Source organism: Streptococcus sp. HMSC057G03 (genome assembly GCF_001808745.1).
GTDB classification, from domain to species: domain Bacteria; phylum Bacillota; class Bacilli; order Lactobacillales; family Streptococcaceae; genus Streptococcus; species Streptococcus parasanguinis_Z.
Genome location: NZ_KV794423.1, coordinates 117631 through 136279, shown reverse-complemented (window position 1 = coordinate 136279; position 18649 = coordinate 117631). Strand labels below are relative to the sequence as shown.

General features: G+C 44.0%; 14 protein-coding genes and 2 tRNA genes. 14 read left to right on the top strand and 2 right to left on the bottom strand.

Annotation, left to right across the window (positions count from 1 at the left end; translation table 11 throughout):
• The first annotated feature begins 41 nt into the window (after positions 1-41).
• Positions 42-917: a 16S rRNA (adenine(1518)-N(6)/adenine(1519)-N(6))-dimethyltransferase RsmA gene (gene rsmA / locus HMPREF2686_RS04740; RefSeq protein WP_070449418.1), complete on the top strand. Its 876-nt coding sequence runs from the start codon at positions 42-44 to the stop codon at positions 915-917.
• A 43-nt stretch (positions 918-960) separates the two neighbouring features.
• Here rsmA and HMPREF2686_RS04735 read toward each other — a convergent pair.
• Positions 961-1049: transfer RNA gene (locus HMPREF2686_RS04735), tRNA-Ser, on the bottom strand.
• 4 nt (positions 1050-1053) lie between these two features.
• Positions 1054-1136, bottom strand: a tRNA-Leu gene (locus HMPREF2686_RS04730).
• A gap of 247 nt (positions 1137-1383) precedes the next feature.
• Between HMPREF2686_RS04730 and rsgA the strand changes: the two genes are divergently transcribed.
• From rsgA to HMPREF2686_RS04665, 13 genes are all read left to right on the top strand, one after another.
• Complete coding sequence (rsgA, locus tag HMPREF2686_RS04725; protein ID WP_070449417.1) at positions 1384-2262, top strand: ribosome small subunit-dependent GTPase A; 879 nt, start codon at positions 1384-1386, stop codon at positions 2260-2262.
• A 14-nt stretch (positions 2263-2276) separates the two neighbouring features.
• Positions 2277-2936: a ribulose-phosphate 3-epimerase gene (gene rpe, locus HMPREF2686_RS04720; RefSeq protein ID WP_070449415.1), complete on the top strand. Its 660-nt coding sequence runs from the start codon at positions 2277-2279 to the stop codon at positions 2934-2936.
• On the top strand, positions 2929-3561 hold the full coding sequence (locus tag HMPREF2686_RS04715; protein ID WP_070449414.1) for a thiamine diphosphokinase: 633 nt from the start codon (positions 2929-2931) through the stop codon (positions 3559-3561). The genes rpe and HMPREF2686_RS04715 overlap by 8 nt, the downstream gene beginning before the upstream one ends.
• 1 nt (position 3562) lies before the next feature.
• Positions 3563-4813, top strand: a complete 1251-nt coding sequence (locus HMPREF2686_RS04710) for a DNA recombination protein RmuC (protein ID WP_003012406.1) — start codon at positions 3563-3565, stop codon at positions 4811-4813.
• A complete protein-coding gene (locus HMPREF2686_RS04705) occupies positions 4800-5744 on the top strand; it encodes a 3'-5' exoribonuclease YhaM family protein (protein ID WP_070449412.1) in 945 nt (314 codons plus the stop codon). Before HMPREF2686_RS04710 ends, HMPREF2686_RS04705 begins: the two co-directional genes overlap by 14 nt.
• A gap of 135 nt (positions 5745-5879) precedes the next feature.
• Positions 5880-6695: a pur operon repressor gene (gene purR / locus HMPREF2686_RS04700; protein ID WP_003012466.1), complete on the top strand. Its 816-nt coding sequence runs from the start codon at positions 5880-5882 to the stop codon at positions 6693-6695.
• A 23-nt stretch (positions 6696-6718) separates the two neighbouring features.
• Entirely contained in the window at positions 6719-7273 is a 555-nt protein-coding gene (locus HMPREF2686_RS04695; RefSeq protein ID WP_049506569.1) for a hypothetical protein, read from the top strand.
• A 205-nt stretch (positions 7274-7478) separates the two neighbouring features.
• Positions 7479-7892 (top strand): 30S ribosomal protein S12, encoded by a 414-nt coding sequence (gene rpsL, locus HMPREF2686_RS04690; protein WP_003003125.1) that lies wholly within the window; start codon positions 7479-7481, stop codon positions 7890-7892.
• A 19-nt stretch (positions 7893-7911) separates the two neighbouring features.
• Positions 7912-8382 (top strand): 30S ribosomal protein S7, encoded by a 471-nt coding sequence (rpsG, locus tag HMPREF2686_RS04685; RefSeq protein ID WP_003003105.1) that lies wholly within the window; start codon positions 7912-7914, stop codon positions 8380-8382.
• 319 nt (positions 8383-8701) lie between these two features.
• On the top strand, positions 8702-10783 hold the full coding sequence (gene fusA / locus HMPREF2686_RS04680; RefSeq protein WP_003003071.1) for an elongation factor G: 2082 nt from the start codon (positions 8702-8704) through the stop codon (positions 10781-10783).
• A gap of 279 nt (positions 10784-11062) precedes the next feature.
• Entirely contained in the window at positions 11063-12073 is a 1011-nt protein-coding gene (gap, locus tag HMPREF2686_RS04675) for a type I glyceraldehyde-3-phosphate dehydrogenase (protein ID WP_003003093.1), read from the top strand.
• Positions 12074-12307: 234 nt separating this feature from the next.
• Positions 12308-17098 carry an endo-beta-N-acetylglucosaminidase gene (locus tag HMPREF2686_RS04670; protein ID WP_070449411.1) on the top strand — a complete coding sequence of 1597 codons (4791 nt, stop codon included), beginning with the start codon at positions 12308-12310 and terminating at the stop codon, positions 17096-17098.
• Positions 17099-17300: 202 nt separating this feature from the next.
• Positions 17301-18500: a phosphoglycerate kinase gene (locus HMPREF2686_RS04665; protein ID WP_070449409.1), complete on the top strand. Its 1200-nt coding sequence runs from the start codon at positions 17301-17303 to the stop codon at positions 18498-18500.
• Positions 18501-18649 lie beyond the last annotated feature (149 nt).

The following is an 18649-nucleotide window of genomic DNA, read 5'->3' as shown; positions in this document are numbered from 1 at the left end:
AGGGGATCCTTTACCCCTAAACTGATTAGAAAAGAGAAAAAATGAGAATTGCAGATTATAGCGTGACCAAGGCAGTGCTGGAGCGTCACGGTTTTACCTTTAAAAAATCCTTCGGTCAGAACTTCTTGACCGATACCAACATCCTTCAAAAAATTGTGGATACGGCTGAGATTGATCAGCAGGTCAATGTCATCGAAATCGGTCCCGGAATTGGAGCACTGACTGAGTTCTTGGCGGAAAATGCGGCAGAAGTCATGGCCTTTGAGATCGATGACCGCTTGGTTCCCATTTTGGCGGATACCTTGCGGGATTTTGACAATGTCACGGTTGTCAACCAAGACATCCTCAAGGTAGACCTCAACCAGTACATCGCAGAGTTTAAAAATCCAGGCCTTCCGATCAAGGTGGTGGCTAACCTTCCTTACTACATCACAACTCCAATCCTCATGCACTTGATCGAATCCAAGATTCCTTTCCAAGAATTTGTGGTCATGATGCAAAAAGAGGTAGCAGACCGCATCTCGGCTGAGCCCAACACCAAGGCTTATGGTTCTTTATCCATTGCAGTCCAATACTATATGACTGCTAAGGTAGCCTTTATTGTACCTCGCACCGTCTTTGTGCCAGCACCAAACGTCGACTCTGCCATTCTCAAGATGGTCCGTCGCGAAGAGCCAGCAGTAGCAGTCAAGGATGAAGATTTCTTCTTCTCTGTCAGCAAGGCTAGCTTTGTCCACCGCCGCAAAACACTTTGGAACAACTTGACCAGTCGCTTTGGCAAGACCGAAGAAATCAAAGCCAAGCTGGAAGCAGGAATCCAAGCTGCAGGCCTGCAACCTTCTGTACGAGGAGAAGCTCTTAGCTTAGAAGACTTCGCTCGCCTAGCAGATGGCCTTCTAGAAGCAGGAATAAAATAACAGAAAAGCCATAGGTTATAACCTATGGCTTATTTGTATCGTAAGGAAAGGACGGGATTTGAACCCGCGCGTGAATAAAATCCACTTGCCGGATTTCGAGTCCGGTGCCGTACCGAGCTGGGCCACCTTTCCAAGATGCGGAGAAAGGGATTTGAACCCTCACGCCCGAAGGGGCACATGCGCCTGAAGCATGCGTGTCTGCCGTTCCACCACCTCCGCATAGTTCTATTATACACTTTTTAGGAAAAATGCCAAGGAAAAAAAGGAAGGTGCCCTTTCCCGAATTCTGCTAAAAGACAAGTCATAACAGATACTCCGTCTTCTGTTTCTATCCATTTAAAAAACGAACCTATTCGTTTCTAAAAGCGTCCGGAGAGGTTCACTTTTCGTTTTTTCTTATTGAGCAATCCAGCCTTATTTCTCATTTTTTGGTATAATAGGAGTATTAATCTCAAAGGAGTGCGATTTGCAAGGAACCATCGTCAAGGCCTTGGCTGGCTTCTACTACGTGGAGTCAGACGGTCACATTTACCAGACACGGGCTCGTGGAAATTTTAGAAAAAAAGGACAGACTCCATATGTGGGGGATCAGGTGGAGTTTTCAGCTGAAGAGAATTCAGAAGGCTACATTTTGAGCATTGCGCCTCGAAAAAATAGCCTCGTACGCCCCCCTATTGTCAATATTGATCAGGCAGTAGTGATCATGTCGGCTAAGGAGCCAGATTTCAACGCCAATCTTTTAGACCGTTTTCTGGTTCTTTTGGAGCACAAGGGGATTCATCCCATTGTCTATATTTCCAAACTAGACTTGTTAGAAGATATGGAAGACGTCCACTACTACCAAGGAATCTACCAGGCTATTGGCTATGATTTTGTCTTGTCAATTGAGGAACTCTTGCCCCTTTTGACCAATCAAACCACGGTCTTTATGGGACAGACTGGTGTAGGAAAATCGACCTTGCTCAATATAATCGCTCCGGATCTAGAGCTTGAAACGGGTGAGATTTCAGATAGTCTGGGGCGCGGTCGACACACGACCCGAGCTGTCAGCTTTTACCATTTAAATGGAGGAAAGATTGCAGATACGCCTGGCTTTTCATCCCTTGATTATGAAGTGACAACCAGTGAAGATTTAAATCAAGCCTTCCCAGAGATCGCCGATGTGAGCCACTCTTGTAAATTTCGTACCTGTACCCACACGCATGAGCCAGCTTGTGCGGTGAAACCAGCCGTTGAAAGAGAGGAAATTGCACCTTTCCGTTATGAGGATTACTTGCAATTTCTAAGTGAGATTGAAAACCGTCGCGAAACCTATAAAAAAGTTTCGAAAAAAATGCCAAAATAGGAGACACTACAACGATGAAAACAATGAAAATTGCACCCTCAATTTTGAGTGCCGATTATGCCAATTTTGAAAGTGAATTGAAACGCTTAGAAGCAGCTGGAGCTGACTATGCCCATATCGATGTCATGGATGGCCATTTTGTACCAAATATCAGCTTTGGAGCTGGTGTCGTAGAGAGCATGCGTCCACATAGCAAGTTGGTCTTTGATTGCCACTTGATGGTCACCAATCCTGAACACCATATCGAAGAATTTGCCCGTGCAGGAGCAGATATCATCAGCATCCACGTAGAAGCAACTCCTCATATCCACGGAGCTCTTCAAAAAATTCGTCAAGCGGGTGTGAAGGCGAGTGTCGTGATCAACCCAGGGACTCCTGTAGACAGTATCAAACATGTCTTGAACTTGGTGGATCAAGTCTTGGTTATGACCGTTAATCCAGGATTCGGTGGCCAAGCCTTCTTGCCGGAAACCATGGACAAGGTGCGCGAATTAGCCGCTCTTCGTGAAGAAAAAGGCTTCGACTTTGATATCGAAGTGGATGGTGGAATTGATGGCCAAACTATTTCCCAAGCCAAAGAAGCTGGGGCCAATGTCTTTGTAGCAGGCTCTTATGTCTTTAATGGAGGTGTTAATGAGCGCGTTCAAACGCTCCGAGATGCAGTAAATGGGTAACATCGCAATACTGGCGGGAGGTGACAGCACGCTCTTGCCAAAAGATCATGACGTTTATGTAGGCGTTGATGGTGGCTGTTTGAAGCTACTGGAACAAGGTCTGCCTTTAGATATAGCTGTGGGGGATTTCGATTCCGTCTCTGAGACAGATTTGCGCCAGATCCGAACCCAAGCCAAGCAGGTTGTTCAATCCGTCCCTGAAAAGAACGATACGGATTTGGAATTGGCCTTGAAAGCGGTCTTTGAAGCCTATCCAGATGCTGCTGTCACCGTTTATGGTGCCTTTGGCGGTCGCTTGGATCACTTTTTGTCCAATATCTTTTTGCCGACCGATCCAGACCTAGCTCCCTACATGGAGCAGATCCAATTAGTCGACGGTCAAAATCGCTTGATCTACAGACCAGCCGGTTTCCATGAGATTCAGCCAGATCCAGCCATGTCCTATGTTGGTTTTATGCCTGTCGGACAAGGCCACCTAGAGATCACAGGAGCCAAGTATCCGCTCCATCAGGAGAATTATTTTTTGAAGGCCATGTATGGCTCCAATGAATTTTTGGATCAACCGATTCAAGTGAGTCTTGACCGTGGCTATCTTGTCATTGTTTATAGTAAAGACAGAGGTTAATATGAATATCATTCTGCTTCTGATTGGCCTGCTCAATCTGGGTCTCCTCATCTATCTCTTGCAACGGTCAGATGACACAAGACCGGCTTTACGAGAGATGCTGGAAGACCATGAGGATCATTTGACAGACCAGTTGGACTATCGTTTTGAAAAAGAAAGACAAGCAAGCCAGATTGCCAATCAGCAGTTAGAGATCGCCCTGACAGATCGCTTAACCGAGATGCGAGTGGAGATCCACCAGCAGACGACGGCTCTGCGCGCTGAGATGAATGAGCACTTTACTAAAAATCGGGACAAAACAGATGAGCGTATGCGCCAGATCCAAGAGTCCAATGAAGTGCGGCTAGAACAGATGCGCCAAACGGTAGAAGAAAAATTGGAGAAAACCTTGCAGCACCGCTTGCAGACCTCCTTTGAGACGGTTTCAAAACAATTGGAGTCGGTCAACAAAGGGCTGGGAGAAATGCAGACAGTGGCGCGGGATGTCGGAACCCTTAATAAAGTTCTCTCCAATACCAAGACGCGTGGGATTATGGGCGAGTTGCAGCTGGGCCAAATTATTGAAGATATCTTGACCCCAGCCCAGTATGAGCGGGAGTTTGTCACCGTTCCCCAATCCAGTGAGCGCGTGGAATATGCTATTAAGCTTCCAGGACAAGGAGAGGAGCCAGTCTATCTGCCAATTGACTCTAAATTCCCACTGGAAGACTACTATCGTCTGGAAGAAGCTTATGAATCAGGAGAGAAAGAGGAGATCGAGCGTTACCGCAAGGCCCTTCTTGCTAGTATCAAGCGTTTTGCTAAGGATATCCAACAAAAATACCTCTTTCCACCAGCGACAACGAATTTCGGAATTCTCTTTTTGCCAACTGAAGGCCTCTATTCCGAAGTGGTTCGCAATCCAGAATTCTTCGATCGCTTGCGTCGGGACGAACAAATTTTAGTGGCTGGTCCAAGTACGCTATCAGCCCTCTTGAATTCCTTGTCTGTTGGCTTTAAAACGCTCAACATCCAAAAGAGTGCAGATGACATTAGCAAGGTGTTGGGATCGGTCAAATCAGAATTCCATAAGTTTGGAGGGATTCTGGCCAAAACTCAGCGCCATTTAAAGAATGCTTCCAATAATATTGATGATTTGCTAACCAGACGAACCAGTGCCATCGAGCGGACACTCCGCCAAATCGAAAGCGATGAGGACCTGCTGGGACTAGATGTATATATAGAAGATGGAGAAGATGATGGTCAAAATTAACCAAATGAAAAAAGATGAATTGTTCGAAGGATTCTATTTGATCAAGTCAGCAGAAGTGCGCCAAACGCGGGCCGGGAAAAACTACCTCGCCTTTGTCTTTCAGGATGAGACTGGTACGATCGAAGGCAAACTATGGGACGCCCAACCTCACAATGTAGAGAGCTTTACAGCTGGGCGTGTGGTCCATATGGCTGGTCGTCGGGAGGTCTACAATAATACTCCGCAAGTCAATCAATTGAACATGCGTTTGCCACAAGCGGGAGAGCCCAACAATCCAGCAGACTTCAAGGAAAAACCACCAGTAGATCCTAAAGAATTGCATGAATACTTGTCAAACATGATTTTCAAAATTGAAAATCCGGTCTGGCAACGGATTGTTCGGGCCCTCTATGGGAAATATGAGAAAGAGTTTTATAGCTATCCAGCTGCTAAGACCAACCACCATGCCTTTGAAGCAGGTCTCGCTTATCATACGGCGACCATGGTCCGCTTGGCAGATAGTATCGGTGATATCTATCCTCAGTTGAATAAGAGCTTGCTCTTTGCAGGGATTATGTTACACGATTTGGCCAAAGTGATCGAGTTGACGGGGCCTGAAAATACAGAATACACTGTTCGAGGCAACCTCATCGGCCACATTGCACTCATCGATGAAGAAATCACCAAGGTCTTGCAAGACTTGAAGATTGATGACCAAAAAGAAGATGTCATCGTTCTTCGCCATGTGATCTTGAGTCACCATGGCTTGCTCGAATACGGTAGTCCTGTTCGTCCAAAGATCATGGAAGCAGAGATTATTCATATGATCGATAATTTGGATGCAGAAATGATGATGATGACAACGGCACTTGGCTTAATTGGTCCTGGCGAAATGACCAATAAAATCTTTGCTATGGAAAATCGTTCCTTCTATAAACCGAATCTCGACTAGTAAAAACAGAGATAAATACGGGAATGATTCTGCCAAAAATAAAATAATCAGGAAAAAACGGCCTTCTGTAAATCAGAATGTTCGTTTTTTTCGCTTCTTATGGTATAATGATAGAAAAAACTACATGGTGAGAAAATGAAATTAAGAAGAAGTGAACGGATGGTCGTGATTTCTAATTACTTGATCAACCATCCCTATGAATTGACGAGCCTCAATACGTTTGCGGAAAAGTATGAGTCTGCCAAGTCTTCCATCTCAGAAGATATCGTGATCATTAAGCGTGCGTTTGAAGAGATGGAAATCGGAAATATTGAGACCATTACAGGAGCTGGTGGAGGCGTGATCTTTACACCGTCTATCTCAGATCAAGAATCCAAAGAAATCGTCGAGGATCTTTGCAAGCAGCTGTCTGAAAGTGATCGTATCCTTCCTGGTGGCTACATTTACCTGTCTGATCTTTTGAGCAATCCAAAGATTTTGAATCGGATCGGCCGCATCATTGCCAAAGCCTTTCGAGATAAGAAAATTGATGCTGTCATGACTGTAGCGACCAAGGGAGTTCCACTAGCCAATGCAGTAGCTAATGTCTTGAATGTTCCATTCGTCATTGTCCGTCGTGATTTGAAAATCACAGAAGGGTCAACCGTTAGTGTCAACTATGTTTCAGGCTCAAGTGGGGATCGTATTGAGAAAATGTTCCTTTCAAAACGGAGCCTAAAAGCAGGAAGCCGGGTCTTGATTGTCGATGACTTCCTTAAAGGTGGCGGAACGATTAATGGAATGGTCAGTCTCTTGGCTGAATTCGATTCTGAATTAGCAGGAGTAGCTGTCTTTGCGGATAATGCTGCAACTGACCGGGAATTCTTTGAACACAAATCCTTATTGCGCGTGACCAACATCGATGTAAAAGAAAATAAATTGAGCGTCGAAGTTGGAAATATCTTTGATTAAGAGCAGCAAAGGAGGATCAAAAAGTGAAAAGAATTTTAGATCGATTTGATAATAGTCCTTTGTGGATTCGCTTGGTGACAGTTCTGTCTCTATCCTTTATTTTGGTAGCTGGTTTGTATACCGTTAAAAAGAATACGGCTGCCCAGGTAACGACAGAAATTCAACCTGCTAAAAAAACAGGTTCCCTTCCAGTGAAAAAGGAAACAAAGGAAGAAAAAGAAAAGAAGGAAGAAAAGAAAAATACAGAAGCTGCTGAAAAAGCAGTCGTTCAAATGGAAACAACGCCAAGTCAAGATTCTGTGAACGCTGCCCAAGCTGCTGTGAAGAAAGTCAAAGATGCGACTCAAAAGCAATCGCTTGAGGCCCGTATCCAATACATCGCTAACTATTATGGACTGACCTATGAGAGCGACACAGCGGCAACACAGCAGACTCAAACAGACGCTAATGCCAACGCAAATGCTAATGCCAATGCCGGAGTAGCTGGAGCCAATGCGACAGTTCAACCACAACAGCAACAACAGTATGCTCCGGCTGCAAATGCAGGGGCAGAAGAACCTGCTGAAGCTGGTCAATAATGAACTTTTTCGACTTCTTTAAAAAATAAAAAAACATCTTGCAATCAAAGTGCCGTCATGTTATAATAATAGACGGTACTTTTTACTTTTGGTCTCTCAAGAGTGTACAGGGACGTGCTGACAAATGTTGCAAAAGTACACACAGATGGTAGCTGTCACCAAGTGTACCATCACCAAAAATAAAAAATTTCACAGGAGAATGTAGATGCCTACAATTAACCAATTGGTTCGCAAACCGCGTAAATCAAAAGTAGAAAAATCTAAATCACCAGCTTTGAACGTTGGTTACAACAGTCATAAAAAAGTTCAAACAAACGTTTCTTCACCACAAAAACGTGGTGTTGCAACTCGTGTTGGAACAATGACACCTAAAAAACCTAACTCTGCCCTTCGTAAATTTGCCCGTGTACGTTTGAGCAACTTGATCGAAGTAACTGCTTATATCCCAGGTATCGGACACAACTTGCAAGAACACAGCGTGGTTCTTCTTCGTGGTGGACGTGTAAAAGACCTTCCAGGGGTACGTTACCATATCGTCCGTGGAGCACTTGATACTGCAGGTGTAAACGATCGTAAACAAGGCCGTTCTAAATACGGTACTAAAAAACCAAAAGCATAAGGAAAGGGGATAAAGAAAAATGAGTCGTAAAAACCGTGCGCCTAAACGCGATGTATTGCCAGATCCGCTTTACAATTCACAATTAGTTACTCGTCTTATCAACCGCGTTATGCTTGATGGTAAACGTGGTACAGCTGCTTCAATCGTTTACGGAGCCTTCGAACAAATTAAAGAAGCTACTGGAAACGATGCTCTTGAAGTATTCGAAACAGCTATGGAAAATATCATGCCTGTACTTGAAGTACGTGCTCGCCGTGTCGGTGGTTCTAACTACCAAGTCCCAGTTGAAGTTCGTCCAGAACGTCGTACAACACTTGGACTTCGTTGGTTGGTAACAATCGCTCGTCAACGTGGTGAACACACAATGGTTGATCGTCTTGCAAAAGAAATTTTGGATGCAGCGAACAACACTGGTGCAGCTGTTAAGAAACGTGAAGATACTCACCGTATGGCTGAAGCTAACCGTGCATTCGCACACTTCCGCTGGTAATAAAATGATACTAAGAGCGGCAAAGGCCCAAGGCAAAAATAGGAAACTGATGCAGTGTTCGATGAACACAAAGCAGTTTATCTTTTTTGCACCGGGCCTCGCTCGGCTTCAAATCAGTTAACTTGAGCTTTTAGCCCAGGTTCAATTGAGCTCAACTCGGCTAACTAACTTTAGCCCGGGTTCAATTCAACTCTTCTTACAAGTTGGAACCAAAACTTAGCATGAAAACACTGAGAACGGGTAGGTCCTGCCTATCCGTTTTTATTAAATCATGTTATAATAGAATATAGAAATAAAAAATATAGGAGAAACAAACCTCATGGCACGCGAATTTTCACTTGAAAAAACTCGTAATATCGGTATCATGGCTCACGTCGATGCTGGTAAAACAACTACAACTGAGCGTATCCTTTACTACACTGGTAAGATTCACAAAATCGGTGAAACTCACGAAGGTGCGTCACAAATGGACTGGATGGAGCAAGAACAAGAACGTGGTATCACTATCACATCTGCCGCTACAACAGCTCAATGGAAAGACACTCGTGTAAACATCATCGACACACCAGGACACGTGGACTTCACTATCGAAGTTCAACGTTCACTCCGCGTTTTGGACGGTGCTGTAACCGTTCTTGACTCACAATCAGGTGTTGAGCCTCAAACTGAAACAGTTTGGCGTCAAGCAACTGAATACGGAGTTCCACGTATCGTATTCGCTAACAAGATGGATAAAATCGGTGCTGACTTCCTTTACTCAGTAAGCACACTTCATGACCGTCTTCAAGCAAACGCTCACCCAATTCAATTGCCAATCGGTGCTGAAGATGACTTCCGCGGAATCATTGACTTGATCAAGATGAAAGCTGAAATCTATACTAACGACCTTGGTACAGATATCCTTGAAGAAGATATTCCAGCTGAATACCTTGAACAAGCTCAAGAATACCGTGAAAAATTGGTTGAAGCAGTTGCTGAAACTGATGAAGACTTGATGATGAAATACCTTGAAGGGGAAGAAATCACTAACGAAGAATTGAAAGCTGGTATCCGTAAAGCTACAATCAACGTTGAGTTCTACCCAGTACTTTGTGGTTCTGCCTTCAAGAACAAAGGGGTTCAATTGATGTTGGATGCGGTCCTTGACTACCTTCCAAGCCCACTTGATATCCCTGCAATCAAGGGTGTAAACCCAGATACAGACGAAGAAGAAGAACGTCCAGCATCTGATGAAGAGCCATTTGCAGCTCTTGCCTTCAAGATCATGACTGACCCATTCGTAGGTCGTTTGACATTCTTCCGTGTTTACTCAGGTGTCTTGAACTCAGGTTCATATGTATTGAACACTTCTAAAGGTAAACGTGAACGTATCGGACGTATCCTTCAAATGCATGCCAACACTCGTAAAGAAATCGAAACAGTTTACTCTGGGGATATCGCTGCTGCCGTTGGTTTGAAAGATACTACAACTGGTGACTCATTGACAGATGAAAAAGCAAAAATCATCCTTGAATCAATCGAAGTTCCAGAACCAGTTATCCAATTGATGGTTGAGCCTAAATCTAAAGCAGACCAAGACAAGATGGGTATCGCCCTTCAAAAATTGGCTGAAGAAGATCCAACATTCCGCGTTGAAACAAACCCTGAAACTGGTGAAACAGTTATCTCTGGTATGGGTGAGTTGCACTTGGATGTCCTTGTTGACCGTATGAAACGTGAATTCAAGGTTGAAGCTAACGTTGGTGCTCCTCAAGTATCTTACCGTGAAACATTCCGCGCTTCTACACAAGCACGTGGATTCTTCAAACGTCAATCTGGTGGTAAAGGTCAGTTTGGTGATGTTTGGATCGAATTTACTCCAAACGAAGAAGGTAAAGGATTCGAGTTCGAAAATGCTATCGTCGGTGGTGTGGTTCCACGTGAATTCATCCCTGCAGTAGAAAAAGGACTTCAAGAATCTATGGCAAACGGTGTTCTTGCTGGTTACCCAATGGTTGACGTGAAAGCTAAGCTTTACGATGGTTCATACCACGATGTCGACTCATCTGAAACTGCCTTCAAGATCGCTGCATCTCTTGCGCTTAAAGAAGCTGCTAAGACTGCACAACCAGCTATCCTTGAACCAATGATGCTTGTAACCATCACAGTTCCTGAAGAAAACCTTGGGGATGTTATGGGTCACGTAACTGCTCGTCGTGGACGTGTAGATGGTATGGAAGCACACGGTGCAAGCCAAATCGTTCGTGCTTATGTGCCACTTGCTGAAATGTTCGGTTACGCTACTGTCCTTCGTTCTGCAACTCAAGGACGTGGTACCTTCATGATGGTATTTGACCACTACGAAGATGTACCAAAATCAGTACAAGAAGAAATCATTAAAAAAGCTAAAGGTGAAGCTTAATTTACCAAAGCTTAAAAACTCTTCCCACTTTGGGAAGAGTTTTTCTTTGTTCCAAAAGTGAGTACAAGTAAAATAGCGCTTTTCCTATCGATCAAGACTTTGTGAAAAACTTTAATAAAAGAGGTGGTGATCTATGATAAATCTTGCTTTTCGTTGGGAAATAGTTGCTTTTTAATGCAATAAAGTATATAATAGAGACTGTTAAAAGATGTTTGGCGCTGTGTCAAGTTACTCTTTTCACAAAAAATTTTTTTGATTTTCATAAGGAGGAAATCACGAATGGTAGTTAAAGTTGGTATTAACGGTTTCGGTCGTATCGGACGTCTTGCTTTCCGTCGTATCCAAAACGTAGAAGGTGTTGAAGTTACACGCATCAACGACCTTACAGATCCAGTTATGCTTGCACACTTGTTGAAATACGATACAACTCAAGGTCGTTTCGACGGTACTGTGGAAGTTAAAGAAGGTGGATTCGAAGTTAACGGTAAATTCGTTAAAGTTTCTGCTGAACGCGATCCAGAACAAATCGACTGGGCTAACGACGGTGTAGAAATCGTTCTTGAAGCAACTGGTTTCTTTGCTACTAAAGCAGCTGCTGAAAAACACTTGCATGCTGGTGGTGCTAAGAAAGTTGTTATCACTGCTCCTGGTGGATCAGATGTTAAAACAGTCGTATTTAACACTAACCACGATATTCTTGATGGTACTGAAACAGTTATCTCAGGTGCTTCATGTACTACAAACTGCTTGGCTCCAATGGCTAAAGCTCTTCAAGATAACTTCGGTGTTGTTGAAGGATTGATGACTACTATCCACGCTTACACTGGTGACCAAATGATCCTTGACGGTCCACACCGTAAAGGTGACCTTCGTCGTGCACGCGCTGGTGCTGCTAACATCGTTCCTAACTCAACTGGTGCTGCTAAAGCAATCGGTTTGGTTATCCCTGAATTGAACGGTAAATTGGACGGAGCTGCACAACGTGTTCCTGTTCCAACTGGATCAGTTACTGAATTGGTAGTTGTTCTTGACAAGAACGTTACTGTTGATGAAGTGAACGCAGCTATGAAAGCAGCTTCAAACGAATCATACGGTTACACTGAAGATCCAATCGTTTCTTCAGACGTTGTAGGTATGTCTTACGGATCATTGTTTGACGCAACTCAAACTAAAGTTATTGACGTTGACGGTAAACAATTGGTTAAAGTTGTTTCATGGTATGACAACGAAATGTCTTACACTGCACAACTTGTTCGTACTCTTGAATACTTCGCAAAAATTGCTAAATAATTCATGCGTATGATGAGAGGAGGGAAACCTCCTCTTTTTTTGTACTTTTTTTAGGGCTTTCTCATCATATTATAGGAATTGGCAAAATAGATTGACAGTGCTAAATAGATTAGGGTATCCTATTCTTGATTGGAGATTTCTAATACAATAAAATGAAAGCGATTACAGTTCGTAGAGAAAGGAGCCAATGGAAATCGCTCAAGAAAAAGAAAAAAACCATACAAGGAGGTCAAGATGAAAGGTCATCTATTTGAAAAGAAAGAACGATTTAGTATACGAAAATTCAGTGTGGGAGTTTGCTCCGCATTGATTGGGTTAGCATTTTTAGGAACAGGAGCTGTCTCTGCAGATGAGACAGTTTCTACTAGTGAACAACCCTTAGAAACATCTTCAGTAGCGACAGAAGATGTCAATCATCTAGTGAGAGAAGCTGGCGTCTATACTGCAGATGCGGCCTTGCCTGCTGCAGAAACGGAAAAACCAGTCGCAGAAGCGGTCGCTCCGGAGGCTAGTCCTACAAGTACAGAAGCTAGCTCGACAACTACAGATACTCCAGCTGTTTCAGAGACTGAAAAACCGAAAGCTGCTGCAGAAAAAGTGGCCGATTTACCAACCAATGAAGAAAAACAATTAAGACCCAAAGAAGTTAAGTTCGATACCTGGGACGATCTCTTGAAGTGGGAACCAGGAAAACGAGTGGATGACGATATGAACAGAGCAAGCGTTCCACTTGCGAGCCGCTTTCAAGGGAAACAAATTAATGAACAAGCCAACCCTGAAGCGAAGATCCAAGCGCTGTCAAACATGAACTCCAAAGCCAAGGATCATGCGTCTGTCGGCGGGGAAGAGTTTAAGGCCTATGCTTTTGATTACTGGCAATATTTGGATTCCATGGTCTTTTGGGAAGGACTGGTTCCATCAGCAGATGTGATCGATGCAGCCCACCGAAATGGGGTTCCTATTTATGGAACACTCTTTTATAACTGGTCTAGCAGCATCAAGGATCAAGAACATTTTGCAGAAACCTTGAAAGAAGATAGTGAAGGCTCTAAAACTTTCCCGATCGCCCGTAAATTAGTCGAACTTGCCAAGTACTATGGCTTTGATGGTTACTTTATCAACCAAGAAACGACCGGAAATCTTGTAGAACCATTGGGTCCAAAATTGAGAGATTTTCTTCTTTATACCAAGGAATATGCGAAAAGTCTGAACTATCCGATTAAGTATTCCTGGTATGATGCTATGACCTATGAATATGGCCGTTACCATGAGAATGCGCTGGGAGAATACAACTACAATTTCATGCAGCCAGAAAATGGGGAAAACCCAGTGGATACCTTCTTTGCTAACTTTAACTGGGGCAAATCAGAAGTGGATTATTCCATCAGTACAGCCAAATGGATTCATCGGAATCCTTATGATGTTCTAGCTGGACTGGAGCTCCAAAAAGGAGGCTCTTATAAGACTAATGTAGACTGGAATGCCATTTTAGATGAACATGGCAAGCTGCGTCTATCTCTTGGTCTTTATGCGCCAGATACGATTACAGGGCTAGGAAAGACGGGAGAAGGTTACCATACCCATGAAGATCTATTCTGGACAGGTTTCCAAGGAGATCCGACTAAAGGAAAACCAGCAGACCAATCTTGGTATGGAATGTCCAATCTAGTAGTGGACAAAACTCCTATTACAAGTGAAGATTTCAATACTTCCTTCAATACTGGTCACGGAAAACACTGGTTTGTCGATGGCAAGATTTCTAAAGAAGGGGAATGGAACTACCGTTCTGTTTCTGGCTACCTTCCAACCTGGCGTTGGTGGGTAGAGCATAGTGAGGATAGTGCGCCATTGAAAGGTCGTTATGATTTTGATCAAGCCTACAATGGAGGAAATTCTCTAGCCTTTGAAGGAGATTTAAAAGCCAATAGCAGTCAAAATGTCATGCTCTATTCGACCAAGATTCCTGTGACAGAAACGACAAAATTGAGCGTCAGTCATAAAGGTGGGGTCGGAGCAGCTGCCTGGGTAGCTGTTGCCACCAAAGAAGACTACTCTGAATACGAATGGAAAGAATTGACACCGAGTGCGGATTGGTCTACTCAAACCTTTGATTTGGGAAGTTTGGCTGGCAAGACCATTTATGCTGTGAAGATGTTCTTTGACCATGATACGGATGTCAAAGACTACAAATTTAATCTTGGCCAATTGTCGATTACGTCCAACCAAGAGAAACCAGCTACTCCAGCAGAAGTATCCGTTCGGGCAAAACGCCTACAAAATGCGCAAGAAGCAGAAGCAGTCCTCAATTTTAAAGGGGTAGCAGATGCGGATTATTATGAAGTCTATGAAAAAGATGGCGACAACTGGCGTCTTTTAACAGGGTCTTCTGCGACAACCGTCTATCTACCAAAAGTTAGCCGTTCAGCAAGTGCTGAAGGAACGACTCAGGACCTCAAGGTTGTGGCAGTTGGGAAGAACGGCCAACGTTCAGATGCAGGAACTGTGGCCTTTGATTGGGGTATGACCGTGTCAGATACCAGTCTTCCAAAAGCCCTAGCACCAAACGTGGTCATCGGAGCCAAAGTGATCGGTTCGAGCTTCCCAGATGCGGATGGTAGTGAAGGCATCGAGGGGATGTTAAATGGTACCATTACCAGTCTTTCAGATAAATGGTCCTCTGCTCAATTGAGTGGAACCGTCGATATTCGCTTGACACAACCACGGACCATTGTTCGTTGGGTCATGGACCATGCCGGTGCGGGTGGGGAATCTGTCGATGATGGCAAGATGAATACCCGTGACTTCGACCTTTACTACAAGGACGAAGCGGGTGAGTGGAAATTGGCCAAGGAAGTTCGTGGCAATAAAGCCCATGTGTCTGACATTACACTTGATCATCCGATCAAGGCTCAAGAATGGCGTCTCCATGTCATTACGGCAGATAACGGCACCCCATGGCAAGCCATCCGGATTTACAACTGGAAGATGTATGAAAGTCTGGATACGGAAACGGTCAACATCCCGATGAAACATGCTGCAGCGCAAAACCTAGGTAATCATTTTGTTCAAGTCGGTTTCAAAGATGTCCCAGCTAATACTACTCTGACTCTTTATGCCGATAAAGAAGCCACTAGTCCAATTGCGACCATGACAGCCGATCAAGCTGGAAATCTCATATTTAAACCGCTCGCTTTTGAATCAACTCCATCTCTTCTTTACTATCGCGCGCAAGTTCCTGGTAAAGATATCAGTAATGTTTTGGCGATCGAAGTTCCAAAGAATGATAAAGAAATTGCGGGACTTCAATTTGAAGATGGATTGACCAAGAAGGTCTACCGGGAAGGCGATGCCCTTTCCTTGAAAGGGGCGACTCTCCGCGTTCATTATAAAGATGGCCAAGCAGATCAACTGGTCAACCTCACCAACTCAGGTGTAGAGATTCATGGGTTTGACAGTAGCAAGCTGGGAGAACAACACCTAGAAGTCTCTTACCTTGGTCAGAAATTGGATAAGACCCTCACTGTTTTTGTGGTCAGTGCAGAAGAAGCAGGTGAAAAAGCAGTTGCTGGTCTAGAATTGACCGACAAACCAAAAGTGGAATATATCGTCGGAGAAGCATTGGAGAAAGAAGGCGGACGCTTCACAGTTGTCTTTGAAGATGAAACGACCGAAACGCATGCCTTGACAGATGAAGGTGTGGAAGTGACTGGCTTTGATACGAATAAGGAAGGCCGTCAAACCATCACCGTCCATTACAAAGGAGCTAGCACAAGCTTTGATGTCCTCGTGAATCCAAAACCAGCTCTCAACGATGAATACCTCAAGCAAAAATTGGCTGAAGCTGAAGCTGCAAAAGCCAAAGTAGACTTTACTTTTGCGACTCCTGAAGTCAAAGAAGCTTTGCTGGCTGGAATGGCTGCTTCTGAAAAAGTCTTGAAAGAGCATGATACCAGCACACAAGATCAAGTCAATGAGCAGTTGAACCAATTGACCGCTCTCTTGAAATCCTTGGATGGTCAAGCTAATCTAGTCAAAGAAAAAGAGGCTCTCTCTGCCCTAGCAACTGAAGCGACTGTTCTATTAGCAAGCAAGCCAAATCACCCTTCTGGTGAAGCTTTACAGGCACTTCTGGAGAAAAATAAAGAACTTCTAGCTTCTTCAGAGCTCACTCCTGAAGCGCTTGAAACAGCTAAGACAGGTCTAGAGACCTTGATTGCGCTCCTGAAAGAAGATAAGCCAGCGGTCTTTGTAGACCCTGCGACTGGAGTCGAAGTTCAATTCTCCAACTTAGAGCCAACCGTTGTCAAAGGACTAAAAGTCGCAAAAGTTGAAGCCAATCAGGCAGAAAAAGAAGAGCTGAAGGGCCGAGAAGGAATCGTCTTTGATATTGAAGGCGTGGATGCCAGCGGTCAAGATATTGATACCCACCATCCATCCCTTGTGAAAATCCCTGTGGATAAGGATAAAGAAGTGGAGCAAGTTCTCTTCTTCCCAGAAGGTCAAGCTCCTCAATCCTTGGCCTTTGAGAGAGTCGGAGATGTAGTCATCTTTACAGCACCTCACTTTACCCACTATGCGATTGTCTATAAGCCAGCAAAAACGGAAGGACCAGATCAACCGATCCAACCAGAAGAACCTGCTAAACCAGATCAGCCTGTTCAACCGGCTCAACCAAATCAACCAGTCCAACCAGCTGCCCCAGTGACTCCGGATCCAGCTAATCCATTGAAGCCTACAGAGTCTTCTCAAGTGGATCAGTTGGCCCCAACGACTTCTACTCAAGCGGGTCATCAGGAGGAAGAACACAAGGATATGGTCGATCAAGAGATCCATCAGTTGTTAAGTGCCCACCAAGGAGCGAACTCACAGCCAACAGTTCAGCAAGGAACAAAAGATGCCAGCAAAGAAAGTCAATCGGAACACTTGCCAAATACGGCAAGCCTAGAAGCTTCCTTTGCAGCTGAAGCTGTTCTCCTAGCAGCCTTAGGTGGCTTCCTCTTGGCTGGTAAGAAGAAAGAAGAGTAAGTCTTTTACAGGATTCTTTCGTTCACTTAAAAAGTCACTCTCAAAAAACCTCTCTGGTGAAAACCAGAGAGGTTTGATCTTGTATTTAGAAGTGTCGTTCGGATCCTGTGAATTAGAGGGGAAAAGCATTGGATTTTTCTACCTCTTTTACAGCTTTTGTGATATAATTATCATGTATTAAAAAAAGAAGGAGTCATATCTAATGGCAAAATTGACTGTTAAAGACGTTGACTTGAAAGGGAAAAAAGTTCTCGTTCGTGTTGACTTCAACGTTCCTGTAAAAGATGGCGTGATCACTAACGATAACCGTATCACTGCAGCTCTTCCAACTATCAAGTACATCCTTGAACAAGGTGGACGTGCAATCCTCTTCTCTCACCTTGGACGTGTAAAAGAAGAAGCAGATAAAGAAGGTAAATCACTTGCTCCTGTAGCTGCTGACTTGGCTGCTAAATTGGGTCAAGAAGTTAAATTTATCCCAGGTGTTACACGTGGTGCTGAATTGGAAGCAGCTGTTAACGCTCTTGAAGATGGACAAGTTCTCTTGGTTGAAAACACTCGTTTCGAAGATGTTGATGGCAAGAAAGAATCTAAAAACGATCCTGAACTTGGTAAATACTGGGCATCACTTGGAGATGGTATTTTCGTAAACGATGCATTTGGTACTGCTCACCGTGCACACGCATCTAACGTTGGTATCTCTGCAAACGTTGATAAAGCTGTTGCTGGTTTCCTTCTTGAAAACGAAATTGCTTACATCAAAGAAGCAGTTGAAGCTCCAGAACGTCCATTTGTAGCCATCCTTGGTGGTTCAAAAGTTTCAGACAAGATCGGTGTTATCGAAAACTTGCTTGAAAAAGCTGATAAAGTTCTTATCGGTGGTGGGATGACTTACACATTCTACAAAGCACAAGGTATCGAAATCGGTAACTCACTTGTAGAAGAAGACAAATTGGATGTTGCTAAATCTCTTCTTGAAAAATCAAACGGTAAATTGATCTTGCCAGTTGACTCAAAAGAAGCGAACGCATTTGCTGACTACACTGAAGTGAAAGACACTGAAGGTGAAGCAGTAGACCCAGGATTCCTTGGTCTTGATATCGGTCCTAAATCAATCGCTAAATTCGACCAAGAATTGACTGGTGCGAAAACAGTTGTATGGAACGGACCTATGGGTGTATTTGAAAACCCTGACTTCCAAGCTGGTACAATTGGTGTGATGGACGCTATCGTGAAACAACCAGGCGTTAAATCAATCATCGGTGGTGGTGACTCAGCTGCTGCTGCGATCAACCTTGGCCGTGCAGACAAATTCTCATGGATCTCTACTGGTGGTGGTGCTTCTATGGAACTCCTTGAAGGTAAAGAACTTCCAGGATTGGCTGCTCTTACAGACAAATAATCTAAATAGAATAAATGAGGCTGGGACAAAAGTCCTAGCCTCTCAGTTATCTTTGAATTGTCGAGCAAGACGCAGTAGTTGAGTGGGCTCTACTAGGCTGATTTCATCAGCTTTTATAGCCCTACTCAACTGTGCGGAGGTGGGACGAT